The sequence below is a fragment of the Actinoplanes sp. NPDC051405 genome (assembly GCF_055586185.1).
The window spans coordinates 90724-116685 of sequence record NZ_JBVJIR010000016.1 but is presented as its reverse complement, the minus strand read 5'-3'; the positions used below and the strand labels follow the sequence as shown (position 1 = coordinate 116685).

At 73.3% G+C, this 25962-nt stretch carries 18 protein-coding genes; 5 read left to right on the top strand and 13 right to left on the bottom strand.

Annotated features, from left to right (window positions below; translation table 11 throughout):
- The first annotated feature begins 37 nt into the window (after positions 1–37).
- Complete coding sequence (locus tag ACZ6S4_RS30970; RefSeq protein ID WP_465478297.1) at positions 38–3121, top strand: AfsR/SARP family transcriptional regulator; 3084 nt, start codon at positions 38–40, stop codon at positions 3119–3121.
- A gap of 1 nt (position 3122) precedes the next feature.
- On the opposite strand, the gene ACZ6S4_RS30965 is transcribed toward ACZ6S4_RS30970, so the two are convergent.
- From ACZ6S4_RS30965 to ACZ6S4_RS30920, 10 genes are all read right to left on the bottom strand, one after another.
- Positions 3123–5255 (bottom strand): esterase-like activity of phytase family protein, encoded by a 2133-nt coding sequence (locus ACZ6S4_RS30965; RefSeq protein ID WP_465478296.1) that lies wholly within the window; start codon positions 5253–5255, stop codon positions 3123–3125.
- A gap of 62 nt (positions 5256–5317) precedes the next feature.
- Positions 5318–6523: a glycosyltransferase family 87 protein gene (locus tag ACZ6S4_RS30960; protein ID WP_465478295.1), complete on the bottom strand. Its 1206-nt coding sequence runs from the start codon at positions 6521–6523 to the stop codon at positions 5318–5320.
- Entirely contained in the window at positions 6520–7887 is a 1368-nt protein-coding gene (gene mptB, locus ACZ6S4_RS30955; protein ID WP_465478294.1) for a polyprenol phosphomannose-dependent alpha 1,6 mannosyltransferase MptB, read from the bottom strand. Before mptB (ACZ6S4_RS30955) ends, ACZ6S4_RS30960 begins: the two co-directional genes overlap by 4 nt.
- A complete protein-coding gene (gene mptB / locus ACZ6S4_RS30950) occupies positions 7884–9302 on the bottom strand; it encodes a polyprenol phosphomannose-dependent alpha 1,6 mannosyltransferase MptB (RefSeq protein WP_465478293.1) in 1419 nt (472 codons plus the stop codon). The genes mptB (ACZ6S4_RS30955) and mptB (ACZ6S4_RS30950) overlap by 4 nt, the downstream gene beginning before the upstream one ends.
- Positions 9303–9368: 66 nt before the next feature.
- Entirely contained in the window at positions 9369–11477 is a 2109-nt protein-coding gene (locus ACZ6S4_RS30945) for a hypothetical protein (RefSeq protein ID WP_465478292.1), read from the bottom strand.
- Complete coding sequence (locus tag ACZ6S4_RS30940; RefSeq protein WP_465478291.1) at positions 11470–14505, bottom strand: bifunctional [glutamine synthetase] adenylyltransferase/[glutamine synthetase]-adenylyl-L-tyrosine phosphorylase; 3036 nt, start codon at positions 14503–14505, stop codon at positions 11470–11472. Before ACZ6S4_RS30940 ends, ACZ6S4_RS30945 begins: the two co-directional genes overlap by 8 nt.
- 88 nt (positions 14506–14593) lie before the next feature.
- Positions 14594–15379 carry a type 1 glutamine amidotransferase gene (locus ACZ6S4_RS30935; RefSeq protein ID WP_465478290.1) on the bottom strand — a complete coding sequence of 262 codons (786 nt, stop codon included), beginning with the start codon at positions 15377–15379 and terminating at the stop codon, positions 14594–14596.
- A gap of 97 nt (positions 15380–15476) precedes the next feature.
- The gene (locus tag ACZ6S4_RS30930) at positions 15477–15863 is read right to left on the bottom strand and encodes a VOC family protein (RefSeq protein ID WP_465478289.1); all 387 of its coding nucleotides are present in this window, start codon (positions 15861–15863) and stop codon (positions 15477–15479) included.
- Positions 15864–15934: 71 nt separating this feature from the next.
- Entirely contained in the window at positions 15935–16381 is a 447-nt protein-coding gene (locus tag ACZ6S4_RS30925; protein ID WP_465478288.1) for a GNAT family N-acetyltransferase, read from the bottom strand.
- A gap of 34 nt (positions 16382–16415) precedes the next feature.
- Entirely contained in the window at positions 16416–17114 is a 699-nt protein-coding gene (locus ACZ6S4_RS30920) for a helix-turn-helix transcriptional regulator (RefSeq protein ID WP_465478287.1), read from the bottom strand.
- A gap of 60 nt (positions 17115–17174) precedes the next feature.
- Here ACZ6S4_RS30920 and ACZ6S4_RS30915 point away from each other — a divergent pair, with 60 nt between their 5' ends.
- Positions 17175–18338 (top strand): low temperature requirement protein A, encoded by a 1164-nt coding sequence (locus ACZ6S4_RS30915; protein WP_465478286.1) that lies wholly within the window; start codon positions 17175–17177, stop codon positions 18336–18338.
- A 143-nt stretch (positions 18339–18481) separates the two neighbouring features.
- On the opposite strand, the gene ACZ6S4_RS30910 is transcribed toward ACZ6S4_RS30915, so the two are convergent.
- Positions 18482–18907, bottom strand: a complete 426-nt coding sequence (locus tag ACZ6S4_RS30910) for a DUF350 domain-containing protein (RefSeq protein WP_465478285.1) — start codon at positions 18905–18907, stop codon at positions 18482–18484.
- A gap of 83 nt (positions 18908–18990) precedes the next feature.
- Complete coding sequence (locus ACZ6S4_RS30905) at positions 18991–20343, bottom strand: glutamine synthetase family protein (RefSeq protein WP_465478284.1); 1353 nt, start codon at positions 20341–20343, stop codon at positions 18991–18993.
- 166 nt (positions 20344–20509) lie between these two features.
- On the opposite strand from ACZ6S4_RS30905, the gene ACZ6S4_RS30900 reads away from it, so the two are divergent.
- The 3 genes from ACZ6S4_RS30900 (at position 20510) to ACZ6S4_RS30890 (ending at position 23714) form a co-directional block, all read left to right on the top strand.
- On the top strand, positions 20510–22285 hold the full coding sequence (locus tag ACZ6S4_RS30900; protein ID WP_465478283.1) for an NAD+ synthase: 1776 nt from the start codon (positions 20510–20512) through the stop codon (positions 22283–22285).
- 99 nt (positions 22286–22384) lie between these two features.
- Complete coding sequence (gene panB, locus ACZ6S4_RS30895; protein WP_451912709.1) at positions 22385–23215, top strand: 3-methyl-2-oxobutanoate hydroxymethyltransferase; 831 nt, start codon at positions 22385–22387, stop codon at positions 23213–23215.
- 49 nt (positions 23216–23264) lie between these two features.
- Positions 23265–23714 carry a VOC family protein gene (locus ACZ6S4_RS30890; protein ID WP_465478282.1) on the top strand — a complete coding sequence of 150 codons (450 nt, stop codon included), beginning with the start codon at positions 23265–23267 and terminating at the stop codon, positions 23712–23714.
- A 664-nt stretch (positions 23715–24378) separates the two neighbouring features.
- On the opposite strand, the gene ACZ6S4_RS30885 is transcribed toward ACZ6S4_RS30890, so the two are convergent.
- Positions 24379–25911: an RNB domain-containing ribonuclease gene (locus ACZ6S4_RS30885; RefSeq protein WP_465478281.1), complete on the bottom strand. Its 1533-nt coding sequence runs from the start codon at positions 25909–25911 to the stop codon at positions 24379–24381.
- Positions 25912–25962: the final 51 nt, after the last annotated feature.

Genomic DNA, 25962 nt, shown 5'->3' with positions numbered 1-25962 from the left:
CGGATCCGGGTCGCGGGCGGGGAGCAGAATCAACAGCGTGGACATCGCGCTGCTCGGCCCCGTCGAGCTTCGGGCCGACACCGGTACGGCGGTGCCGGTCGCGGGCGCGCGTCTGCGTACCCTCCTCATCCTGCTCGCCCTCGACGCCGGCCGCGCCGTCTCCACCGACCGGCTCGTCGACGGGGTGTGGGGTGCCGAGCCGCCCGGCAGCGCCGCCGGCGCGCTGCAGGCGCTGATCTCCCGCCTGCGCCGCGCCGCCCCCGGGCTCGCCATCGCCGTCACGCCGTCCGGCTACCGCCTCGACCTGGACCGCGACTGTGTCGACGTGCACCGCTTCACCCGGCTGGTCGCCCAGGGCCGGCCGGAGGAGGCGCTGGCGCTGTGGCGGGGCCCGACCGAGTTTCCCGACGTGGCGCGGGCTGAGGCCGTACGCCTGGATGAGCTCCGCCTGACGGCCCGGCTGCAGCGGGCCGAGGCCCGGTTGCGGGCCGGCGGCGACGCCGATCTGGTCGGCGAGCTGGAGTCGCTGGCCGCCGAGCACCCGCTGCACGAGCCACTGGCCGGCCTGCTGATGCGCGCGTTGATCGCGGCCGGTCATCCCGGTCGCGCCCTGACGGTCTTCGAGCGGATCCGCGCCGAGCTCGCCGAAGCCCTCGGTGCCGACCCGTCGGCCGAGCTGGCCGCGCTGCACGTGGAGACGCTGCGCGGGCAGCACCGGCGGGCCCGGGGCAACCTGCCCGCCGAGGTGAGCAGCTTCGTCGGCCGGGAGGCGGACCTGCGGGCGGTCCGTGACCTGGTGGCCGCGCACCGGCTGGTCACGCTCATCGGCCCCGGCGGCAGCGGCAAGACCCGGCTATCCGTGGAGGCCGGGCAGACGCTCACCGCTGGGCATCCGGACGGCGTGTGGCGGGTCGAGCTGGCGCCGCTCACCGACCCCGCCGAGGTGCCGCAGGCCATCCTGACCGCGTTGCAGCTGCGCAGTCAGTTCGTGATCAGCCTGGCCGGCGGTCACGCGCCGAGCGAGCCGGTGCCGCCGCTGACCCGGCTGACGGACGCCCTGGCCGGTAAGGAACTGCTGCTCATCCTCGACAACTGCGAGCATCTGATCACTGCCGCGGCCGAGGTCGCCGACGCGGTGCTGCGGTGTGCGCCGGGGCTGCGGCTGGTCGCCACCAGCCGCGAGCCGCTGGGTATTCCGGGCGAGCAGCTGTGGCCGGTCGAGCCCCTCGCGCTGCCGCCGACGGATGTGCAGGCGGCGGACTATCCGGCCGTACGGCTGCTGCTGGACCGGGCGGTCGCGGCCCGGCCCGGCTTCGCGCTCGAGCCCGGGACCATCGGTCCGATGGTCCGGATCTGCCGCGCGCTGGACGGTATGCCGCTGGCCATCGAGCTGGCCGCCGCCCGGCTGCGCACGCTGCCGGTCGACGTGCTGGCGGCCCGGCTGACCGACCGGTTCCGGCTGCTCACCAACGGCAGCCGCACCGCGCTGCCCCGGCACCAGACGCTGCGGGCGGTCGTGGACTGGAGCTGGGACCTGCTCGACGACGACGAGCGGGCGCTGTGGAGGCGCTTCGCCTACTTCCACGGCGGGGCCGACGTGACCGCGGTCGAGCAGGTGTGTGGCGCGGACATCGATCTGCTCGGCGCGCTGGTCGACAAGTCGCTGCTGGTGCTGTCCGGGGACCGCTACCGGATGCTGGAGACCATCCGCGAGTACGGCCTGGAACGCCTGGCCGAGGCCGGTGAGACCGAGCAGTTGCGCGTCGCGCACGCCCGCTACCTGCTGGCCCTGGCCGGCGCGGCCGAGCCGGAGCTGCGCCGGCGGGACCAGCTCAGCTGGCTGCACCGGCTCAGCGTCGAGCACGACAACCTGCACGCGGCGGTCCGGGCCGCCATCGAGGCCGGCGACGCCCGGACCGCGACGGCGCTGACCGCCCGGCTGGGCTGGTACTGGTGGCTGCGCGGGCACCGGGCCGAAGGCTGCGGGCTGGCCCGCGACGTGCTCACGCTGACCGGCGAGACGGACCCGGAGGACCGGGCGCTGGCGTACGCGTACTCGGCGCTGAACGGGCTGGAGGGCGCCGCGCCGATGGACGAGGTCAAGGGGTGGTTCCAGGCCGCCGGACGGGAGGGCGCCGGTCCGCACGCCGCACATCCCGTGCTGCGGCTGCTGGGACCGCTGTCGTCGATCTTCGATTCGGGCGGGCAGCTGGGCGCCTTCGCGGAGGTCGAGCCGCTGTTCGCCGACACCGATCCGTGGCTGCGGTCCATCGCCCGGATGATCGTCGCGCAGCTGCGGCTCAACTTCGGGCAGCGACCCGGCGTCGCCCGGGAGGAGCTGCGCGAGGCCCTCGACGGGTTCCGGGCGATCGGTGAGCGCTGGGGCGTCGGCTTCACGCTCAGCGCGCTCGGCGACATGGCCGCGGCGCAGGGCGAGTTCCAGGACGCGGTGACCTGGCAGCGGGAGGCCCTCGCGCTGGTCCGGGAGGTCGGCATCCGCGAGGACCTGCCGCAGCTGGAGATGAAGCTGGCCCACCAGCTGTGGCTGGCCGGCGACCGCACCGAGGCACGCCGGATGCTCAAGCAGGCGCGGGAGTCGGCCGAGGAGGTCGGGCTGTCCGAGGTGCTGGCGTCGGTCGAGTACGGCTACGCGACGATCGCCCGCGAGGAGGGCTCCCTCGATGAGGCCCGCGAGCGGATGGCCCGGGCCGCGCGCCTCATCGACAACTCCGCCCACATGACGCAGTTCCGCGCGATGACCCGTTCGACCCAGGCGCTGATCGAGGGCGCCGCCGGGAACCTGGCCGCCGCGCACGACCTGCACCGGGGTGCGGTGGAGATGGCGGCGGACTCCCTGGACGCGCCGGTGATGGCCCAGGTCCTGGTCGGGGTGGCCGACTACGCCGTACGGATCGGCGACCCGGCCCGGGCCGCGATGCTGCTCGGCGCGGCGGACGCGGTCCGGGGCGCACCGGACCGGTCGATGCCGGACACCGACCGGATCACGGTGCTGACCTGCGCCGCCCTGGGCGACGCGGGCTACCACCAGGCCTACCGCTCGGGCGCCTCGGTGACCATGGCGACCGCCGTCGAGGCGACCGGCCTGCGCCCGGCCCCCTGACTCAGAACAGGCGTCCCAGGCGCAGGAAGACCGTCTCCCCGGTGGCGTCGTCGACGGCGTCGTTGTCGGTCACCGCGTACGCCTGGCCGCCCGCGATTGCGAGACCCTCGACCTTGTCCTGCATCCAGCCGTGGTCCGCCCGCAGCGCCGGCAGCAGGTCCTTGACCAGCCGCTTGCTGACGGCCGGCACGCCGGTCCAGGTCCGCGGCACGTCGAAGCGGTAGATCTTCTTGATCGCGGCGGCCGGGCCCCGCTGGTTGTCCCGCTCGACCACCGCGAAGGTGTCGTGGTCGACGGCGACCAGCTCGGACAGCCCGGTCCAGCCGGCCGGCGCCACGTCCAGCGGGTACGCCAGCCAGGACCACGTACCGTCGCGGTAGCGGCCGATCCGGGCAGTGGTCTCGCCCTTGAGCGGGCGCTGCACCGCGACCCACACGTCGGTGCCGGTGACCGCGATGCCTTCCAGACCGTTCGTGGTCACCGCGGCGGCCACCTCGGCCGGCAACGGGATCTCCTGCTGGACGGCGCCGCGCGCGTTCACGCGTACGAGAAGGTTGGGTTCGGTGGCGGAACCCTCGACGGCCAGCCAGTAACCGCCGTCCGGCAGGGCGGCGACGCCCTCGGCGTCGTAGCCGGTCGCCGTGCCGTCCTTGGTCACGGTGAGCTCGCGGACGATGGCCGCCGGCCGCGCGGCCGCGTCGATGGTGAGCAGCCGGGTCGGGCTGTACGCGCTGTCGGTCACCGAGATCAGCTGCCGCGGCCGGCCGGGCACGGCCGAGAGCCCGGACAGCGTGCCCCACGGGATGTCACGCTGCGAGACCAGCGACGGGAACAGCGACGGGCCGGGCCCGTAGATCTGGACGGTGCCGCGGATGCCCTCCTCCGGCAGCTCCTCCTCGCTGGAGACGACGATCAGGTCACGGGACGGCACGGCCACGACGCCCTCGGGGCCGTTGGTCGTGGGCAGCAGCTGCCGGAACTTCGGCGCCGACGGCCGCGAGACGTCGTAGACCGCGGTGAAGTTGCCGCGCTCGGCGTTGACGAAGACGTACGGGACGCCGTGGAACCGGCCGAACGCCACGTTCTCCGGCTCGATGCCCTTGGCGTCGGAACGCTTGTCGGGGTATAGCCCGTGCGCGACGGCGAGGCGTTCGAGCGAGTTGCCGGCGTCCCAGACCACCGCGCCGCGCCGGTCGAAGATCGTCCAGCCGCGCGGCCCGCCCTGGTAGTCACCCTCGTTGGCGGTGGCGAACAGCTCGTCGGAGAGCCAGGTGACGCCGTCGGGCTCCCGCGCGGCGGTGATCGAGCCGGTCAGGCTGATCCGGTCGTCGTCCTCGGTGTCCACCCCCGTGACGGTGACCGTGCCGGCGCTGAAGTGCCGGATCACCTGGCGGCGGGGCAGCGACACGATCGCCAGGTGGTTGTTCTCCTGGAGGCTGACGACCGCCTCGTCGCGGGAGTTGATGCTGACGTACTCGGGCTCCGGGTCGCCCGGTGCGACCTGCGCCAGCCCGGTCAGCGCGACCCGGCTGACCGCCCACGTGCGGGCATCGATCACGGCCAGGTGGCCGCCCGGCGCCTGCGGCAGGGCCCCGTCGGCGACGTCCTCGTCACGCTGGTTCTCGATGGCGACGGCGAGGTAGCGGCCGCTGGGCGCGACGGCCACCGAGTCGGGCTGCCCGCCGAGGTCCAGCGTGCGCACGATCGCCCGGGTGCGGGCGTCCACGACGATCAGCCGGCCCGACGGGTCGGTGAAGCTCGTGCTGGTGTCGACCGCGGCCAGCAGCAGGTTGCCGAGGTGCGCGACCGAGGTGGGCTCGCCGGGCACGGCCAGGGTGCCGCTGGGCCGCGGCCGGGCCGGATCGGTGATGTCCACGAAGCCGAGCCGCCGGCCCGGGCTGTCGGTGTAGACGACCGTGCGGCCGTCCTCCGTGACGGTGGAGATCTCGGCGGCGGCGGTGCCGGCGACCCCCGAGTTCAGGTAGGCGGGCACGGTCGCGAGCCGCTGGAAGCTCAGCGGTTGCCGCTGCGGGTGCGCGACCGCCGTCGTGGGCGGCGCGGCGACCGCGGCGAAGGCCACGATGCCGCCCAGGGCCACAGCTTTTCCCGTACGGCGTAACGGTGTTGCGGGCATGAGGTGTCTCCGGGTGAGAGCGGGTTGCGCGTCCCGCTCTGCCTACGGGCACCCGCCGACCCTCAGGTGGCCACCCGGGAAACGTCCGGTGACTCCGCCTTGCCGATCCGCTCCGCATCGGGCACTTCGTCGGCCGGCGCCGCCCGCAACGGCATCCAGATCAGCAGGGCCAGGCTGAACCAGACGTAGAGGTTGCTGCCGATGATCGCGAGCGGCGGCCGCGGCCCGTTCTCCCAGGCCCACGTGAGCCGGGACGTCAGCACGACGTACGCCGCCCCGCCCAGCCACAGTGCGCGCCGGTCGCGGCCCGCGGACAGGCCGGCGTCGACGCAGCGGACGATCGCCGGCAGCAGCCACACGCAGTGGTGCACCCAGGTCACCGGGCTGATCAGGCAGCCCAGCAGACCGGTCAGGGCCAGGCCGCCGAGGTGGTCCCCGGCCCGGGCGGCAGCGCGGACCCGCCACGCCCAGAACGCCAGCGTGGCCAGCACGCAGACCAGCCAGACCCGAGCCTCCACGCTGTCCAGCGGGAGCCGGGCCAGCAGGCCGCGCAGCGACTGGTTGGACAGGTACTCGAGGTTGCCGACCCGGTTGGTGTCCCACAGCGCGGCGGTCCAGAACTCGCGGGACTCGTCCGGGAAGAGGCCCGCGGCGATCAGGGTCGCTGCGGTGGCCGCGGCGATGGCCGTACCGGCTGCCCGCCAGCGCCCGGTGACCAGCAGATAGAGGATGAAGACGCCGGGGGTCAGCTTGACCGCGGTGGCCAGCCCGATGCCCACGCCGCCCCACTTGCGCCCGCGGGCCACCCCGAAGAGGACGTCCCCGGCCACCAGCGCCAGCAGCACGGTGTTGACCTGGCCGAAGCCGAACGTCTCGCGGACCGGCTCGAAGCACAGCGCGAGCGCCACCGCGACGCTGCCGGCCAGCCACGGCGTCCAGCGGGAGCGCACGATGATCGGCCCGGCCAGCCACCAGGTCACCAGCGCGGTGCTGGCCACTGTCGCCGCGCCCGCGAGGACCAGGATCAGCCGGAACGGCAGGTACGCCATCGGCAGCATGGCCAGGCCGGCGAACGGCGGATAGGTGAAGCCGTACGGGGTGCCGTCCTCCAGCCAGTCGTAGACCATGCCGTCGTCGCGGAACCAGTACCGCACAGCGCCCGAGTAGACCCGCGAGTCGAAGAAGAAGTGCAGTTCCGCGCTCCACCACAGCACGCCGGCGGAGACGAGGGCCGCGAGGGCGGCGATGGTCCAGGCCCGGCGCGTCACGCGGACACTCTACGGTGGCGCAGCTCGCGGGCCTGCCGTACGGCCAGCACGAGCAGGACGGCAGTGACGGCCAGCGCACCGGGCACCCGGGTGAACAGCGCCCAGTTGTAGCCGGCCGGCAGGGTCAGGGTGGCCGCGAGCGCGCACAGGCCCAGCACCCAGCGCCGTTCCGTCGTGGTGGCCGCCAGCACGGCGAGGGGCCAGATCGCGTACCAGGGGTGGAAGACGGGCGCGCAGAGCACCGTCAAGCCCAGTGCCCAGCCGGCGCCCGGGAGCGCTCCGCCATCGCGGGCCCGCCACCACAGCACGGGCAGCAGGACCACGAGCAGCAGCACACCGAGGATCCGGGTCACCCCCACGGCGTCCACGCCGGTGACGGCCTGCACGGTCAGTCCGACGGCGGTCGACGGCGAGGTCCACGCCACGGTGTCACCGCTGCGCAGCAGTCCCGCGATCCAGCCCAGGCCGCGCCCGGAGACCAGGGACACCAGACCCACGGCGCCGACGGCACCGGCGGCGATCAGGGCTGCGGGGCGCCACAGGGTCCGTACCGGTGCGGACGGGGGCACCGCCGCCAGGACGGCGAACGGCAGCACGACGACCGCGGTCGCCTTGACCGCCACGGCCAGGCCCAGCGCCACCCCGGCCGCGGCCAGCAGCGCCGGTGACGGCCGCGCGGCGACCAGGGCCAGCCCCACCACCAGCAGGCCCACCATCAGCGCGTCGTTGTGGGCGCCGGACACCAGATGGATCAGCACCAGCGGACAGACCAGCACCGTCCACACCGCGCGGGCCGGGTCGATGCCCGCCCGCCGGGCCAGCACCGGCAGCCCGGCCGCGACCAGGCCCAGGCCGGCGAAGGCGATGACCCGCAACCCGGCGATCACCCCGCGCAGCGAGTCGCCCAGCGCCACGGCCCAACCGGCCACCAGCAAAAAGAGCGGACCGTACGGCGCCGGCGAGGTGCGCCAGGTGGTCGACACGGAACCCAGCCACGGGCAGCCGAAATCCTGCACGCCGCCGGCATACGGATCGCCGCCGGAGTGCTGGACAAAACCCTGGCAGGCGTACGAGTAGATGTCCTCGCTGCCCAGCGGCAGCATCGGCAGCACCGGCAGGATCCACAGCCCCGCGGTGACCAGCGCCCACCGCGTCGAGGGCACCCGGTGGCGCCCGAACCACCACGCGCACAGCAACGCCGCCAGGCCGAGCACCCAGCACAGCGGCAGCAGCACACCCTCGCGCCCGGCGAGCATCGTGCCCGGCGTGACCGTGGTGCCCCGCGCGAACGGTGAACCGCCGAGGTAGGCGGCCGCCGCGACCAGCACGCTCCCGGCCAGCCCGCCCCACCGGATCAGCCTCACGCCGCGGTCACCAGTTCCCTCCCGCGCAGCCAGGTCACGCTGCGGTACGCGACCCAGCCGATCAGGACGATCATCGCGAACGACATCGGCACGCCCAGCGGCCGGAACACCCCGGTGCCCTCGGGCAGGATCGTGGCCATCGCGAAGACGACCGTCCCGGCCAGCCACCGGGCCCGTGCGGTGCCGACCGCGAACAGCGCCAGCGGCCAGATCAGATACCAGGGCTGGGTGATCGGCGCGAAGAAGATCACGGCGAGCAGCGCCAGCCCGGCCCCGACCAGCGGGTCGCTGTCCCGGGAGCGCCAGAGGATCACCAGCAGGGACACGCCGAGCAGCACCAATGCGACCGCGCGGGCCACCGGCACGACCTCGAGATCGGCGCCGAACCAGCGGCCGGCCGCCTCGACCGCGAGACCGACGGCGGTCGGTGGTGACGACCAGTTCACCGACTCCCCCGCGCCGGACAACGCGGTCAGCCAGCCCAGGCCCAGCCCCGAGGCGAACGAGCCGGCCACCAGCACGGCGAGCGCGGCCGCCATGACCGCTCCCCCGCGCTTGATCAGCCCGGCCCAGCCCGCGGCCCGCAGACCACCGACGGCGAGCAGCGCCGCGAACGGCAGCACCACCCCGATGGTGATCTTGATGGAGACGGCCAGGCCGAGCAGCGCCCCGCCGACCAGCAGGGTGGTCCAGCTCTTCACCGGCGCCGCCAGCACCGCGAACCCGGCGACCATGAACGCCACCGTGAGCGCGTCGTTGTGGCCGCCGCCGATCAGGTGCACCGGCACCAGCGGGCAGCAGAGCACCAGCCACAGCGCCCGGTCCACGGGAGCGCCCACGCGCCGTGCCAGCACCGGCAGGCAGGCCGCGATGGCGACGACGCCCAGTACGGCGAGGACCCGGAAAGAGATCAGGGCGGCCAGCTGCGAACCGAACGCCGCGGCCAGTCCGGCCAGGACCAGAAAGACCGGACCGTACGGGGTGGGCGTGTCGCGCCAGACCACCGAGACGGAGTCCAGCCAGGGACATGGCTGGGCCGACACCCCGACCAGGTACGGGTTGAAGCCGGCGTGCACGAGGGCGCCCTGGCAGGCGTTCGCGTACATGTCCCGGCTGGCCAGCGGCGGCACGACCAGCAGCGGGACGGACCAGAGCGCGGCGGTCACCAGGATCCACCGGGGAGTGAGCTGGAGGCGCCGGCCGTACCACCAGGCGACGCAGAGCGCGGCCAGGCCGGCGAACCACAGCAGCAGGATGAGGGCGCCGGCCGGCTCGCGCAGCACGCTGACCACGTTCACGTTGCGGCGGATGAACGGGGCGGCGCCGTAGAGGAACGCGTCCACGGCACAGCACCCAGCACCGAAGAAGCCCAGCCAGCGCAGGAACGCGGGGCGGGCCAGCAGCCCTTCGATCATGACAACGGCCTCGTGCGGACCCCTCGTGACCGTGGCATGCGCGTCAGCGTACCCATCGGGCTGCGCTCAGCACGCCGGTCCGGGCCGCAGCGAGCTGGTGAGCCGGAACTCACCCGGGGTGGTGACACGCAGCTCCGTCCAGCCGTCGGGGCCGGGCGCCAGGCAGCCGCCCGGCCCCCGCACGCTCAGCCAGCGCGACCAGTGCACGCGGACCAGCATGTCGGCGCGAGCGGGGACGCGCACGGTGACGCCGCCGCGGTCACTGCGCGCGAGCTCGCCCGGTGCCGACACCAACGGCTGGGCGTCGGTGACCTCGTACAGGCGCCAGGTGTCGTTCTGCCACACCGGGCGCAGCTCCGGCAACCCGCTGAGGACCAGGGCGGACTCGGTACGGGCGTACCGGTCGGGCACCGCGCCGGGGGCGATGGCGACGTAGGTGACGGCGTTGGCGCGCAGCCAGGCGACGTAGTCCTGCGGCGACAGGACGTCGCGGTAGAAGAGAGCGTTGCGGTCCGTGTCGACCTGGCGTTCCCAGCCGCGGGCCAGCGGGACCTGCGCGGCGGCGTACACGGACTCCCAGTGGTCCCGCAGCGGGACCACCTCGACGCGGCCCGGTTCCCGCCGGGCCAGCTCGTCGACCAGCGGCTGATGGAACGCGGGACGCGACTCGGGCGACCCCGCACGGCCCAGGTCGCCGGTGACCACGAACGGCTGCCACCAGAAGACGGCCACGAGCAGCAGGGCCAGCCGGACCCGCCCGAACGCGACCACGGCGGCGAGCACGGGGATCGTGAAGAGCATGGGCAGCCGCAGCGCGTTGGACCCGATCGGGCTGGGCAGATAGAACGCGCCGAGCAGCAACACGACGGTCAGCGCCGCTCCGATCCGCACAGCGAGCCAGCGCGGCGGAACGACTACGGCGACCAGCACGGCCAGCGCGACGTGGATCTTCATGGACTCGGCGGTGAAGGGCTGGCGGCCGCCGTTGCCGAAGAGCAGGGCCATCGGGGCGAGGGCCAACACCGGGCCCAGGCAGAGGGCGAGTGCTTGCGGCCAGTGGGCGTCGGGGCGCCATGACCGGAGGCCGGCCCGGACCGGGCCGGTGAGCAGGAGGGCCGCGCCCGCCAGCCCGGCGAAGAGGCCGGCGACGGGGCTCGCCCAGGTCGCGAGAGCGCCCAGCGCGAAGACGGCGACAATCCGCCACCGGCGGCCCAGCCCGCCAGGCTCGGCCTTGCGCCCGTCCCTGGCCGCCGCGACCGCGTCCGCCGCGACCGCGCCCGGCTCAGCCCCGCCTGGCTCAGCCCCGCCCGGCTCAGCCCCGCCTGGCTCAGCCCCGCCCGGCTCAGCCCCGCCCGGCTCAGCCCCGCCTGGCTCAGCCCCGCCTGGCTCAGCCCCGCCCGGCTCAGCCCCGCCCGGCTCAGCCCCGCCCGGCTCGGCCAGGGACGGCCTGGCTGGAGTTGGGCCAATCGGGGACGGCCCGGTATCGGGTGGCCCGGATTGGGGTGGGCTCGTGGGGGACGGCCCGATCGGAGACAGCCCGGCTGGGCGTTGGTTAGTTAGGGATGGGTTGGTGGGCGGTGGCCCGGCTGGGGGCGGGTCAGCCACGGATGGGTCGGTGGGCGGTGGCCCGGCTGGGGGCGGGTCAGCCACGGATGGGTCGGTGGGCGGTGGCCCGGCTGGGGGCGGGTCAGCCACGGATGGGTTGGTTGGCGGTGGCCCGGCCAGGAACGGCCGGGCGTCGGCTGCTGTGCACAGCGCGGCCACCGCGAGGGCCAGACCCACCGCGAACGTGACCCGTCCGCTGGCCAGGTTGGCGGCGAAGACCAGCACCCCGATCAGCGCACCCACCACCGGCCGCCGCACCCCGGTGCGCCACATCAGCCACCCGAACAGGACCGACGCGACCACCGCCGCCAGCGCCCCGAGCACCCGCATCCCGATCAGCGACCCCAGCGGCGCCGTCAGCAGGCTGTAACCGAACTGGCCGACCCCGCCGTACCAGCCGAAGTCGACCGGCGCCCAGCCGTACCCCGCGAAGAAGTCCGCGCGCGCCTGCTGCGCCGCCAGGTCGGTGCCCATCCGGGGCGCCAGCAGGAACGCGCCGGCCAGCACCAGCGCGGCGCCGAGCGTCGGCGCCAGCACCCGCAGGAGCCCGCGCCGTTGCTCCTCATGCATCGAGGACGCGCTCCATCGCCGCCCGCGAGCGGCGGGTGATGCGCAGATACCGGTCGACGAACTCGCCCGGGTCGCCGCCGCCGAGCAGCAGCACCACCCCGGCCAGTTCCACGCCGTGGCGTGGGAGCTGATCGGTCGGGCGGCCGCGGACCAGGGTGAGCGCGTTGCGGACCTGGGCGGCCAGGGTCCAGCCCGCGGTCATCGCCGCCGCGTCGACCTTGTCGATCAGCTTGCCCCGCAGTTCCGCGGACAACGCCTCCAGCGTGCGGGTCATGCGCAGCGCCGGGAGCGCGTACCCGTGGCGCAGTTGCAGCAGCTGCACCGCCCATTCCACGTCGGCGAGGCCGCCGCGGCCGAGTTTGGTGTGGGTGTTCGGGTCCGCGCCGCGGGGCAACCGCTCGGTCTCCACCCGCGCCTTGATCCGGCGGATCTCGATCACCTGCTCGCGGGTCAGGCCACCGCTGGGATAGCGCATCCCGTCGGCGAGCTGCTCGAACTCCCGGCCCAGCTCCGCGTCGCCGGCCACGAAGCGGGCCCGTAGCAACGCCTGCGACTCCCATACCTTCGACCAGCGGGCGTAGTACTGCGCGTAGGCGTTGAGGCTGCGCACCAGCGGGCCTTGCCGGCCCTCCGGGCGCAGGTCGGCATCGACGCCGAGGGGCGGGTCGGGCGCGGGGGCGCCGAGGGTACGGCGCATCTCCTCCGCGATGGCGTGCGCCGACGCGCTGGCCTGGCCGTCGGACATGCCCTCCGGCGGGGCGTAGACGAACAGCACGTCGGCGTCGGAGGGGTAGCTCATCTCGTACCCGCCGAGCCGGCCCATGCCGATCACCGCGAACCGCAGCCCCTCCGGGCCGGGATGCACCCGCCGGGCGGCGTGCAGTGCCGCACCCAGGGTCGCGTCGGCGACGTCGGAGAGCGCGATGCCGATCGCGTGCACGTCCAGCGGATGCGCCGGGGCCAGCTCGCCGGCCCGGCTCAGGATGTCGGCGCAGGCCAGCCGGAACAGCTCGCGGCGGCGCAGCGCGCGCACGGCGGTGATGGCCTTGGTCGCGTCGGTGGCACCGGCATCCAGGTGCCGGTCGGCGGCGGCGATGAAGCCGTCGCGCAGCACGTCGCGGGGTCGCGGCTGGAGCTCGGCGTCGTCGGCGAGCAGCCGCAACGCCTCCGGGTCGCGGGTGAGCAGGTCGGTGGCGTACCGGGACAGGCTCAGCACCCGGGCCAGCCGGCGCGCGACCGGGCCGCCGTCGCGCAGCAGGCGCAGATACCAGGGGGTGCTGCCCAGCTTCTCCGACACGTGCCGGTAGTTGAGCAGGCCGCGGTCGGGCTCGGGCGAGTCCGCGAAGTCCTGGAGCAGCATCGGCAGCAGCGTGCGCTGGATCGCCGCCGTCCGGCTGACCCCGCCGGTCAGCGACTGCAGGTGGCGCAGCGCTCCGGCCGGGTCGGCGAAGCCGAGGATCTCCAGGCGGCGGCCGGCCGACTCGGGGGTCATCCGCAGCGCCTCGGCCGGCACCCGGGCGACCGCCTCCAGCAGCGGCTGGTAGAGCAGCTTGGCGTGCAGCCGCCGGACGTGCGCGGCGTGCGCGACCCAGTCGGAGCGGAACGCCTGGACTGCGTCCCGCCCGGCCACTGCCTTGTAGCCCAGCGCGGCGGCGAGCCAGCGCAGGGCCTTGGGATCGTCCGGCACGGTGTGCGTACGCCGCAGGTTCTGCAGTTGCAGCCGATGCTCGACGCTGCGCAGGAAGCGGTAACCGCGCAGCAGCGTCTCGCCGTCCTCGCGGCCCACATAGCCGCCCGCCACCAGCGCGCGCAGCGCGGGCAGGGTGCCGGGCTCGCGCAGGCTCTCGTCGATCCGGCCGTGCACGAGCTGCAGCAGCTGCACCGCGAACTCGATGTCGCGCAGGCCGCCGGGACCGCGCTTGATCTCGCGCTCGACCTCCCGGGCCGGCACGTTGTCGATGATCTTGCGGCGCATGTCCCGGACGTCCTCGACCGCCTCGGGGCGCTCGGCGGCGTGCCAGACCAGCGGGGCCAGGTCGTCGATCCACTCGGCCGCCAGGTCCAGGTCACCGGCGGCCGGACGGGCCTTGAGCAGGGCCTGGAACTCCCACGTGCGGGCCCAGCGGCGGTAGTACGCCTGGTGGCTGGCCAGGGTGCGGACCAGCGGACCGCGGTTGCCCTCCGGGCGCAGCGCGGCGTCGACCGGCCAGGCCACCTGCCCGCACACCTCGATGAGCCGGGCCGCGACGGTGGTGCCCGCGCTGAGGTCCTCGTCGCCGGCCGCCACGAAGATGACGTCCACGTCGGACACGTAGTTCAGCTCGTAGCCGCCGCACTTGCCCATCGCGACGACCGCCAGCCTCGGATGAGCGGTGCTCGCGGGCAGACCGGCCAGCGCGATCGCGTACGCGGCCGCGAGGGTCTCGTCGGCCAGCCGGGACAGCGCCGCCATGGTCGGCTCGAGACCCCGGCCGCCGGTCAGATCGGCCGCGACGATCCGCAGCAGGGCCATCCTGTACGCCGTACGCAGCAGCGGGACGGTCGGCGGCCCCTCCCCCATCGAGTCACCGAACTCGAGGTGCCCCTCGGCGTTCGGCGGCAGGCCGGTCTTGCCGGTGGCGAGCACCCGCCACTGATCGGGGTTCGCGACGAGGTGATCACCCAGCGCGGAGGAGGCGCCGAGCACCGCGATCAGCCGGCGCCGCAGCCCGGCATCGGTGTAGATGGCGTGCAGCACGGCGTCGGCTGCCGGGCTGTCGGAAATCTCCTCGCCGGGCCCGGTCACCGGGCCGCCGCTGCCACGCTGGGCGGCCCGGGCCACCGCGTCGACCATCCGGTGCAGCTGGCGCAGGGCGAGATTGGGATCGGCGGCCCGGGACAGGGCGTGGATCAGCTCACCCGCGTCGCCGTCGACCGGGGCCTGCGCCTCGGCGTCCCACAGCCGCAGGCCGCCGGGGCCGAGCAGGTCGGCGGCGCGGGTGCCGTTGTCGGCGAAGCCGTACCGGGCCAGCCGGCTGGGCCTGGTCATGCGGCGCCCTCCTTCGGCATGCCCTGGCCCTCGCCTGCGATGCCGTGGTTCGCCGCAGCCTGGTGCCGCGCGGTGCAGGCGGTCATGCCTACTGCCCCAGCAGCGGGAGGGTGCGAATGGTCCCGGGATTGGGGATGTCGGCATCAGGGAGGGTGCCGAGGGCCAGCGCCGCGAACCGGGCGGCGAACGGCTGCCAGACCTCCTCGACGTCCGGCAGGATCTCGGCGGTGGCCGCCACGACCGCCTCGGCGTCGTAACCGAGCTCGTCGAGCGCCGCCACGTCCGTCCGGGTCCAGTCGGCGATCATCTCGGCGTCGCACTCGATGTGGAACTGCAGGCCCCACGCCCGGTCACCGAGCCGGAACGCCTGGTGCGGATACCGCGACGAGGCGGCCAGCAGCACGGCGCCGATGGGCAGCTCGGTGATCTCGTCGCTGTGCCACTGCACCACGTCGGGCAGCAGCGGCACGTACTTGAACAGCGGGTCGCCGTCCGCGGCGTCGCGCCGGCCGACCAGGCCGGGCCCGATCTCCGGGCCGGAGGTGCTGCGCTCGACCAGGCCGCCGTGCGCCGTCGCGAGCAGCTGCCCGCCGAGGCAGACCCCGAGCGTGGGCACGTGGTGACGGACCGCCTTGCGCAGCAGCCCCTCCACCGCGGGGAACCAGGACGCGCCCGGATCACCCGCGGCGTTCGGATAGGCGCTCTGGTCGCCGCCGAGCACGATCAGGGCCACGTGCTCGTCCAGCGTCCCGGGCAGCGGGTCGCCCAAGTGCGGGCGCACGACGGTCAGCTCCAGGCCGGCCTCGGTGAGCCACTCACCCAGCCTGCGGAGATCGTCGGACGGATCGTTCTCGATTACCAGCGCTGTACCCACGCTCCGAGGCTATCGGGTGGGACCGACACCGACCCCCGGCCCACCCGTTCCCGTGGTCGGTGTGGGAACTCGCATGGGTTTTCCGCCGCGGGTCGGCTCAGCTGTCGTGGCTCGCCGGGGGCGTGAAGACCCCGAAGTGGTTGCCGGACGGGTCCAGCAGGTGCGCGAAAGTCAGCCCGCCCGGCTCGGTCACCGGCTCGACCAGCACCTTTCCCCCGGCGGCCTCGGCCTGCCGGCAGGTCGCGGCGGTGTCGGCGACCAGCACGGTGAAGACCGCGTAGTTTGGGACCTTCCCGCCGGTGGCGTAGAGGCCGCCGCGGATGCTCTCGGCCGCGGGCGTCGTGATGATCCGGTACGGCGCCCCGTCGGCCGCCGTCGAGTCGTCGTCATCCCCGAAGGTCCAGCCCAGCACCTCGCCGTAGAACCGTTCCACCTCGGCGGGCCGGTCGGTGCCGATCTCGAACCATCCGATGCCGTTGTTCATGGTCGTCTCCTTTTCCGCGCAGGTCGTTGTGATGACCTTCGCGGAGCCGGGCGACAACCCCCTGTCGGTGTTTACGATCTCGTCCAGCGGGCCACGACCTCGTCGTCCTCCAGCTCCCCGGTCTCCACGAAGCCCAGCGAGGCGTAGAGCGCCCGGGCGGCCTTGTTGTCCGGCGAGTAGCTGAGCGCGACGTTCGGGCAGTCCGGGTCGGCGGCCAGCCGCTCCACCAGCGCGCCGATCATCGCCCGGCCGATCCCGGTGCGCTGGCGCGCGGCGTCCACCACCACCCCGCCGATCCACCGGCTGCGGTCGTCGTCGATCCCCCACATGCAGAAGCCGACGACCTCCCCGTCGCGCACGGCGGCGAGCGGCTGCCAGGTGTCGCCGTAGTTGCACAGGCAGAGGTAGTAGGTGACGGCGTTGACGAACCCCCGCTGGTCGGGGTGCACGGTGAGGGCGGCACAGGACCGCCAGTTGGCGGCGGTCACGGCTTCGAGGGTGAGGTCCACGCCGGGCATCCTCGCGGATCGCGGCCGGGCGGGTCGACCGGTTTCAGCCCAGGGTCAGCTGCGTCACGAGGCGGTCGGGGATGTCCAGCTCGCCGGGAGCCAGCCGGCGCGGCGGGACGGCCTCGGCGGTCATGGTCACGGTGCTGATCCGATCGGTACGGAACGCGCGTACGGCGGCGCGCATCCGGCACCAGGCCACCAGGTACCAGTGGGTGGGGCTGCCCACGTACCCCAGGGGCTCGATCTCGCGGAAGGTGGCGGCGCCGGCGCGGTCGCCGTACCCGATGCGCAGCACGCGCCGCTCGGAGAGTGCGTCGGCGACAAGCCGGGGCATCGGGGCAGCCGGCCCGTCGCGACCGACCAGATGGACCCGCGCGGCCAGCTCCCGTGCCGCGCAGGCGTCGTCCTCCCGCATCGCGGCGACCAGCTTGTGCAGGGCAGTGCGCGCGGCGGACCGGAACGGCGTGCCGTCGAGACTCTGCAGGGCCAGCGCCATGGCGACGGCCTCGGCAGGAGTGAGATTGACCGGCGGCAGGGTGCGGGTGCGGTCCAGGCAGTAACCGCCGGTGCGCCCGGGCTCGGCATAGATCGGCACGCCGGTCTGCTGCAACGCGGAGATGTCGCGCTCGATGGTGCGCGCCGAGACCTCGAACCGCAGGGCGAGCCAGCGCGCACTGCGGGGCCGGGGCGCGACGGCCCGCAACTCCTCGACGAGTCCGTAGAGCCGATCGGTACGGTTCACGCCGGCGACGCTAGCCCCGGGGTACGACAGAATCCCGCCCCGGCCCCTAGGCTGCGGGCCATGACGGAATCAACGACCGCCGCGCCGGAGTCCGGGGTCCGGGTGTCGACGTTGGAGCTCTTCTTCGACCTCGTCTTCGTCTTCACGATCACCCAGCTGACCGAGACGCTCGCCGAGCACGTCACCCTGGCCACCCTGGGCGACGTGATGCTGATGCTCTTCGTCATCTGGTGGATGTATTCGGGGTACGCCTGGCTGACCAACGCGGTCGCCCCGAACAGCTCCGTCCGGCGCACCCTGCTGCTGGCCGGCATGGCCGGTTTCCTGGTGATGGCCCTGGCGGTGCCCGAGGCCTTCGGCGAGTACGGCTGGCTCTTCGGCGTCAGTTATCTCGTGGTGACCCTGGTCCACTCGGCGCTGTTCCTGCAGGCCGGTCCCGGGGCGCGCAAGGCGATGCGGCAGCTGGCCCCGCTCAACATCCTGGCCGCCCTGCTGGTGCTGACCGGTGGGCTGCTGCCCGAGCCGTACCGGCACCTGTGCTGGATCGCCGCGCCGCTGGTGCAGATCGCCGCCGGTTACGTGCACGACATCGAGATGCACTCGATCCTGGCCGGGCACTTCGTCGAGCGGCACGGCCTGGTGATGATCGTCGCGATCGGCGAGTCGATCGTCGCCATCGGGCTCGGCTTCCGCGGGGTCCACCTCGGCGGCGGCGCGATCCTGGTGGCGGTCCTCGGCCTCTGCATCGCCTACTACCTGTGGTGGATCTACTTCGCCGGCGACAACGACCGCTCCGAGCACGTCCTGGCCCGCACGACCGATCCGCGGCGGCGCGCCCGGCTCGCGCTGGACGGCTGGGGGTACGCGCACTACGTGATGCTGCTCGGCGTGGTCGTGCTCGCCGTCGGCATCAAGAAGACGGTCGGGCACGCTTTCGAGCCGCTGCACTGGGGCGAGGCGATCGCCCTGGCCGGCGGGGTCGCGATCTACCAGCTCGGGCACGCCGGCTTCCTGCTGCGGCTCGGCATCGGCGGCTGGCGGCACCGCATCGTGGCGGCGCTCGTCGTGCTGGCGACCATCCCGCTCGGGCACGTGGTGGCGGTGGCCCAGCTCGCCGCGATCCCGCTCATCATGGCCGCGGCCGCGATCATCGAGGACCTGCCGGGCATGCGGCGCACCGGCAGCACGGCGATCAGCGACTTCGGGCGTACCCCGGGCTCCTGAGACCCCGGAGAGCCGCCGGCCGGCGGCTCCCCAGGGCGATCAAGCTTCTCCCGGGCCGAGCCCGGCTTTCTCCCGGCCCGAGCCCGGCTTTTCTCCCGGCCCGAGCCCGGCTTTTCTCCCGGCGGGCGAGCAAGCGGGCCGGGTCAGGCGATGCAGGCGCAGACGATCAGCGCCGCGCCGAAGTGCGAGGCCGCGCTGACCGTGGCTCCCGGGTGCCGGTCCGGGGTGCAGATGACCTCGCCCAGCTTGCCGGGGGTCATCCAGTCCAGCACCACGAACGCCGCAGCCATGACCGCGATGCCCAGCAGGCCGAAGATCACCGTGGACGCCAGGCCCCGGCCGAACTCGTCGTAGCTGGTGAAGATCGCCGTGAAGACGATCAGCGCGATGCCGAGCTGGTTCGCCGAGAGCAGCAGGGCGGCGTTCGGGTTGCGGTCCACCCAGATCAGGTCCCGCAGCTTGCCCGGGGTCAGCAGGTCGACCAGCAGAAAGCCGACGGCCATCAGCCCGATACCGACCAGGCCGAACACAATGCTGCGCCCGGCACCCTCAAGCAGATCTTCCAGCACGGCTTCTCCCTCGTCATGACGTCAGAGGGCACCGTATCGGACCAGCGCCCTCCGGTGATCCACCGCCGGGCCGATTGTGGATATCAGAGGGTGCCGAGATAGCGCTGACGCTCGTACGGCGTGACCTCGCGACGGTACTGCTCCCACTCCTGCCGCTTGTTGCGCAGGAAGAAGTCGAAGACGTGCTCGCCCAGCACCTCAGGGATCAGCTCCGACTTGGCCATCACGTCGATCGCCTCGGCGAGGTTCTCCGGCAGGGCCTCGTAGCCGGCTGCCTTGCGCTCGGCCGGCGAGAGCGACCAGACGTCGTCCTCGGCGCCCGGGGGCAGCTCGTAGCCCTCCTCGATGCCCTTGAGACCGGCCCCGAGCATGACCGCGAAGGCCAGGTACGGGTTCGTCGCCGAGTCCAGCGAGCGGACCTCGACCCGGGCCGAGTTGGGCTTGCCGAAGGCGGGCACCCGCACCAGCGCGGAACGGTTCAGCGCGCCCCAGCTGACGAACGCCGGCGACTCGGTGATCCGGTCGGGCAGCTGCATCGGGAACAACCGCTTGTAGGAGTTGACCCACTGGTTGGTGACCGCGGTGTACTCCCGGGCGTGCACGAGCAGGCCGGCGATGAACGCGCGGGCCGTCTTCGACAGCTTCAGCGGGTCCTCGCCGTCGTGGAAGGCGTTGCGCTCGCCCTCGAACAGCGACAGGTGCGTGTGCATGCCGCTGCCGGGCTGGTCCGTGTACGGCTTCGGCATGAACGTCGCGCGCACGCCCTGCGACAGCGCGACCTCCTTGACGACGTGCCGGAAGGTCATGATGTTGTCGGCTGTGGTCAGCGCGTCCGCGTACCGCAGGTCGATCTCCTGCTGGCCGGGGGCGACCTCGTGGTGGCTGAACTCGACGGAGATGCCGATCCGCTCGAGCGCGAGCACGGCCTGGCGCCGGAAGTCGCGGGCGACCGAGTGCGTGGTGTGGTCGAAGTAGCCGCCACCGTCCACCGGGACCGGCACCGAGCCGTCCAGCGGGCCGTCCTGGACCAGGAAGAACTCGACCTCGGGGTGGGTGTAGAAGGTGAAGCCCTTCTCGGCCGCCTTGGCGAGCATCCGGCGCAGCACGTGCCGCGGGTCGGCCCACGCGGCGCTGCCGTCGGGCAGCAGGATGTCGCAGAACATCCGGGCGCTCTCGCCGCTGGCGCCGCCCTCGAACGGGAAGACCTGGAACGTGGTGGGGTCGGGCATGGCGACCATGTCGGACTCGGAGACCCGGGCGAAGCCCTCGATGGCCGAGCCGTCGATGCCGATGCCCTCCTCGAAGGCGGACTCCAGCTCTGCGGGCGCCACCGACACGCTCTTGAGCGTGCCGAGCACGTCGGTGAACCAAAGCCGGACAAAACGGATGTCGCGCTCTTCGAGCGTACGAAGCACGAACTCCTGCTGTCGGTCCACGTCAACCCCTCGTACTTGCCGGCGCCCAGTCTCTCCCGGTCCCGTTACGCCGAGATTACGCTGACCATGGCCCGCGGGCTGCCCCCGGGTAAGGCCCGACGTCGATCACAGACGGTACGGCAGGGGACGGCGGCACGGGACGCCAACGCTGGGGAAGAATAGCGTCATGCCTTCGTTGCGCGTCGCTCTCGCCCAGGTGAACTCCACCGTCGGGGACATCCCCGGCAACGCCGCGGCTGTCCGGCACTGGTCCCGGGTGGCCGCCGACGCCGGGGCCCAGCTGGTCGCCTTCCCGGAGATGATGCTGACCGGCTATCCGATCGAGGACCTGGTGTTCCGGGACTCGTTCGTGCGGGCGTCGCAGAGCGCGCTGCGTACCCTGGCCGCCGACCTGGCCGCCGACGGCCTGGGCGACATCGCCGTGGTGGTGGGTTACGTCGACGCCGACGGCCCGGCGCCGACCAGCGCCGACGCCGTGCCCGGCAGCGGCCGGCGCGACGCGTCCGCGCTGCTCTTCGGCGGCGGCATCGCCGCGACCTATTTCAAGCACCACCTGCCCAACTACGGCGTCTTCGACGAGGACAGGTATTTCGAGCCGGGCGACTCGCTGACGGTGGTGCGCGTCGGCGGCGTCGACGTCGGCCTCACCGTCTGTGAGGACCTTTGGCAGGCCGGCGGCCCGTTCGCCGCGGCCCGGCGGGCCGGCGTCGGGCTGGTCGTCAACATCAACGCCTCACCGTACGAGCTGAACAAGGACGACATCCGGCTGCCGCTGGTCAAGCGCCGGGCGGCCGAGGCGGGCGCGACCATCGCGTACGTGAACATGGTCGGCGGCCAGGACGAACTGGTCTTCGACGGCGACTCGATGATCGTCACCGCCACCGGCGAACTGCTCACCCGGGCCGGCCAGTTCACCACCGAACTGCTGATCCACGACCTGGAGCTGCCGGCCGCGGACGCCGTCGCCAACGAGCCCGGACCCGAGATGCCCGCTCCCGCAGGTGAGGAGCGTGCCGCCGAGCCCATGGGTGTCGAGCGCGTGACCGTGCCGGCACCGCTGCGCCCGCTCACCGACGGCCCGGCGGTCGGCGGCATCGCGGACCGGGTCAACGACGAGGCGGAGATCTGGTCGGCGCTCACCCTGGGCCTGCGCGACTACGTGGAGAAGAACGGCTTCCGCTCGGTCGTGCTGGGCCTGTCCGGCGGCATCGACTCGGCGGTGGTCGCCGCGATCGCCGTCGACGCGCTGGGCCCGGAACGCGTGGTGGGCGTCTCGATGCCCAGCGGCTACTCGTCCACCCACTCCCGCGACGACGCGGCGGACCTGGCCAAGCGCACCGGCCTGGACTACCGCAGCGAACCGATCCAGCCGATGGTCGACGCCTTCCTGGCCAACATGTCGCTGTCCGGCCTGGCGGTGGAGAACCTGCAGGCGCGGGTCCGGGGCGTCATCCTGATGGCCCTGTCGAACCAGGAAGGACACCTGGTGCTGACGACGGGCAACAAGAGCGAGCTGGCGGTGGGTTACTCGACCCTGTACGGCGACTCGGTCGGCGGCTTCAACCCGCTCAAGGACGTACCGAAGACCATGGTCTGGAAGCTGGCCCGCTGGCGCAACACCCAGGCCGACTCCCCCATCCCGGAGAACTCGATCTCCAAGCCGCCCAGCGCGGAGCTGCGCCCGGGCCAGGTGGACAGCGACTCGCTGCCCGACTACGACCTGCTGGACGCGATCCTGGCCGGCTACATCGACGGCGACCAGGGCCGCGACGACCTGATCGCGGCCGGCCACGATGCCGCGCTGGTGGACCGGGTGCTGCGCATGGTCGACCTGGCCGAGTACAAGCGCCGGCAGTCAGCGCCGGGCACCAAGATCTCCATCAAGGCGTTCGGCCGCGACCGCCGCCTGCCGATCACGAACCGCTTCAGGGAAGGCGTGTGACGGGCTCCACTGAACCCTGACCGGTGTGGCATGCCGGGTGCGACGATTTGGGGCAGACCCGGGGACCGCACACCGCGGCCTCGAGGGAAGGAGACAGAGATGTCCGAGATCCCCACCCTGTACGGGGGCCCCGCCACCCGCCGCGTGCGCACCCGCGACCTGATCGCCGCGAAGGAACGCGGCGACCGCTGGCCGATGCTGACGTCCTACGACCAGTACACGGCCGCGATCTTCGACCGCGCCGGCATCCCGGTCCTGCTGGTCGGTGACTCCGCGGCCAACAACGTCTTCGGCTACGAGACGACCCTCCCGGTCACCACGGAGGAGCTGCTCCCCCTGGTACGCGCAGTGGTCCGCGCGACGAAAACGGCGCTGGTGGTGGGCGACCTGCCGTTCGGCTCGTACGAGGAGGGCCCGACGCAGGCGCTGCGCACCGCGGTCCGCTTCATGAAGGAAGGCGGCGCCCACGCCGTCAAACTCGAGGGCGGCCGCCGCACCGCGGAGCAGATCCGGGCGATCACCGGTGCGGGCATCCCGGTCATGGCGCACATCGGCTTCACCCCGCAGAGCGAGCACACCATCGGCGGCTACCGGGTCCAGGGCCGCGGCAGCGACGCGGAGGAGGTCATCGCCGACGCCCGCGCGGTGGCCGAGGCGGGCGCGTTCGCGGTGGTGCTGGAGATGGTGCCCGGCGAGGTGGCGAAGCAGATCACCAAGGAACTGACGATCCCGACGGTGGGCATCGGCGCGGGCCCGGACACGGACGCGCAGGTGCTGGTCTGGCAGGACATGGCGGGCCTGCGCGAGGGGAAGGCGCCACGCTTCGTGAAGCGCTACGCCGACCTGTCGGGCATTCTGACCGAAGCGACCAGGCAGTTCGCGGACGAGGTCCGCGGTGGTGAGTTCCCGGCGGAGGAACACACCTTCTGAGCCAGGGGTACGGCCCGGGCAAGATCGGACAAGTGGCAGACTTCCTGCCATGTCCGTTCCTGCCCGAGTCAGCCTGGCCACCCTCGGCGTGGCCGACGTGGCCCGAGCCACCGAGTTCTACGAGTCCCTGGGCTGGCGGCTGTCGACGGCTTCGGTGCCCGGCGTGGTCAGCTTCTTCCACACCGCCGGCGGTCTGCTGTCCCTGGTGGCGACCGACGACATGACGGCGGACGCGGGCCTGCCGCCCCGCCAGCCGCCACCGAACCCGGCAGCCGACTTCCGCGGCACAATGCTGGCGATAAACGCGGAAAGCCCGGCGGCGGTGGACGAGGCGCTGCGCTCAGCAGTCCAAGCCGGCGCAACTCTGGTAAAAGCCGGCGGCGCGGCGGAGTGGGGCGGGTATCTCGGCTACTTCACGGACCCGGACGGGCATCTGTGGGAGATCACCCACAACCCGGCCTGGCCCCTGGACCCGGCAGGCGTCCCGCAACTCCCCTGACCGGGGGTCGTGGCAACAACCGCACTGGTCCAGCAGATCCCACAGCTCCTCGGAACGCTTGCGACGCCCGCGACTTCGGATGCCGCGCGGCTCGGTAATACCCGCGACCGCGGCTGCCAGCCGGCCGTGCGCTGCCCGCGGCGGCGAATGCCACGCGGCCCGGTGATACCCGCGACCGCGAAAGCCACCGGCCCAGCGCCGCCCGCGGCGGCGAAAGCCACCGGCCCTGCGCCGCCGCGGCGGCGAACGCCACCGGCCCTGCACTGCCCGCGGCGGCGAATGCCACGCGGCCCGGTGATACCCCCGACCGCGAAAGCCACCGGCCCAGCGCCGCCCGCGACCGCGAAAGCCACCGGCCCAGCGACGCCCGCGGCGGCGAATGCCACGCGGCCCGGTGATACCCCGACCGCGAAAGCCACCGGCCCTGCGCCGCCCGCGACCGCGAAAGCCACCGGCCCAGCGACGCCCGCGACCGCGAAAGCCACCGGCCCAGCGACGCCCGCGGCGGCAGATGCCGCTCGACTGGGTAAAGCCCGCGACGGGAGAGGACCGGACGGGCGAGCGGCGACGGCGGGCAGAGGTCAGCCCTTGATCGCGTGCCGTGTGGGTCATGGCGACCGGACGTGGACCCCCCGTTCCGGCGTGGCGGGCGGAAGGCAGCGGGTCAGATTCGTTCGAAGAGGACCTCTCTGGTTTTGGGGTCGGCCTGGGTCAGGCGGACCTGGATGCGGTCGCCCAGGGGGAGTTCGCCCACGCAGCGGGCCTGGACGGCCGGTTCGTCGATGGCGACCTTGCCGCCTCGGGGACGGCGGTTGTTCGGCTTGTCGCGTCCGTTCTGCTTCGAGGCCGCCGCCGGCTCGGCCGAGGGAGCGGCGGTCTGACCATCCGGCTTTGCCGGGGCGGCGTCCTGACCACCCTTCGCGACGGTGCGATCCTCGTCGACGTCGAGGACGCCGGCCTCGAAGGTTTCCCCTACCCGGTGGGCGAGCAACACCGCTTCGGCAAGGCCCACGGCGCCGCGGTCGGCCGCGGACGCAACCCGGTCTGTCGTCGCCATGCACTTGGGGAGACGGGGCAATGCCTCGCGGGCCCACTGCGGCACCTCGCGCTCCTCGTGCAGAGCCAGACACACCTCCGTCGCGTAGCGGTCGGCCAGGCGGCGCAGCGGTGCTGTCACGTGTGCGTAGGGCGCGCCCACTCCGCCGTGGCCGGTTTCTGCGGGCGTCTCCTGGTCGAAGGCCGTGTAGCCCGCCCCGCGCAGGAGCTCGGCCGCCTGGTTGAGGAAGGCGGCGCCGCGGGGGCTGGCCGGGTCGACGGAGGCTACGACCGCGCCGACGGAGGCGTCCGGGGGCCAGGGGACGTCGAGGGAGGCGGCGGCCGCTCGGAGTTTGGTCACTGCCTCGGGGCGGGCGGGCGGCATGGTGCGGAGGAGCCCGATCCCTCCTTGCAACATCAGGGTGGCGGCGGCCATACCGGTGAGCAGGGAGATCTGGGCGTTGTGCTCCTCGACGGCCAGCGGCGCCCGCAGGACCAGCTGCCAGCCGTCGCCGTTCTGCTCGACCTCTTGCTCGGGCAGGGGCAGGTTGACCGCCCCGCGATCGGCTGCGCGGCGGGCCAGCAGCGCACCCAGCTCGGGCAGCAGCGCGATCGGCTCGGGCGCGGTGCCCGCGTCGACGTCCGCTTGCAGGCCGGCGTAGTCGAGCTTGGCCCGGCTGCGCACCCGCGCGCGCTCCAGGGCGATGCCGGTGATCTCGCCGTCGGCGTCCAGGTCGATGGTCCACAACACCGCGGCGCGGTCCGCGTCGGGCAGCAGGCTCACCGCGCCCTCGCTGAGCACTGGCGGGTGCAGCGGAACCTTGCCGTCCGGGAAGTAGATGGTCTGGCCGCGCACCCACGTCTCGGCCTCGAGCGCGCCGCCCGGCCGCACATAGGAGGCGACGTCGGCGATCGCGTATCGCACCCGATAGCCGCCGCCGGACCGGCGGGTGAGCTCCATCGCCTGGTCGAGGTCGCGCGAGGTGGCCGGATCCACCGTGACGAACGGGATGTCGGTGCGATCGACGCCCGGCAACGGGACCCCGGTCGCAGCCTCCTGCGCCTCACGCATCGCGTCGGCCGGGAACTCGGCAGGTAACTCGAGCTCACGGCGCAGCAGGGAGAAGTCGATGTGTGGCGCCCACACCCGTTTGATCGGCACGGGTCATTCCTACCAGGCCGCACCGACAATTCCGGTACGCAGAAGGGCCGC

Coding starts and splice junctions, on each gene's coding strand:
- ACZ6S4_RS30965 (WP_465478296.1), bottom strand. CDS start 5,255: ATGCCCGCAACACCGTTACGCCGTACGGGAAAAGCTGTGGCCCTGGGC.
- mptB (WP_465478293.1), bottom strand. CDS start 9,302: ATGATCGAAGGGCTGCTGGCCCGCCCCGCGTTCCTGCGCTGGCTGGGC.
- ACZ6S4_RS30945 (WP_465478292.1), bottom strand. CDS start 11,477: ATGCATGAGGAGCAACGGCGCGGGCTCCTGCGGGTGCTGGCGCCGACG.
- ACZ6S4_RS30940 (WP_465478291.1), bottom strand. CDS start 14,505: ATGACCAGGCCCAGCCGGCTGGCCCGGTACGGCTTCGCCGACAACGGC.
- ACZ6S4_RS30930 (WP_465478289.1), bottom strand. CDS start 15,863: ATGAACAACGGCATCGGATGGTTCGAGATCGGCACCGACCGGCCCGCC.
- ACZ6S4_RS30925 (WP_465478288.1), bottom strand. CDS start 16,381: ATGCCCGGCGTGGACCTCACCCTCGAAGCCGTGACCGCCGCCAACTGG.
- ACZ6S4_RS30915 (WP_465478286.1), top strand. CDS start 17,175: ATGACGGAATCAACGACCGCCGCGCCGGAGTCCGGGGTCCGGGTGTCG.
- ACZ6S4_RS30900 (WP_465478283.1), top strand. CDS start 20,510: ATGCCTTCGTTGCGCGTCGCTCTCGCCCAGGTGAACTCCACCGTCGGG.
- panB (WP_451912709.1), top strand. CDS start 22,385: ATGTCCGAGATCCCCACCCTGTACGGGGGCCCCGCCACCCGCCGCGTG.
- ACZ6S4_RS30890 (WP_465478282.1), top strand. CDS start 23,265: ATGTCCGTTCCTGCCCGAGTCAGCCTGGCCACCCTCGGCGTGGCCGAC.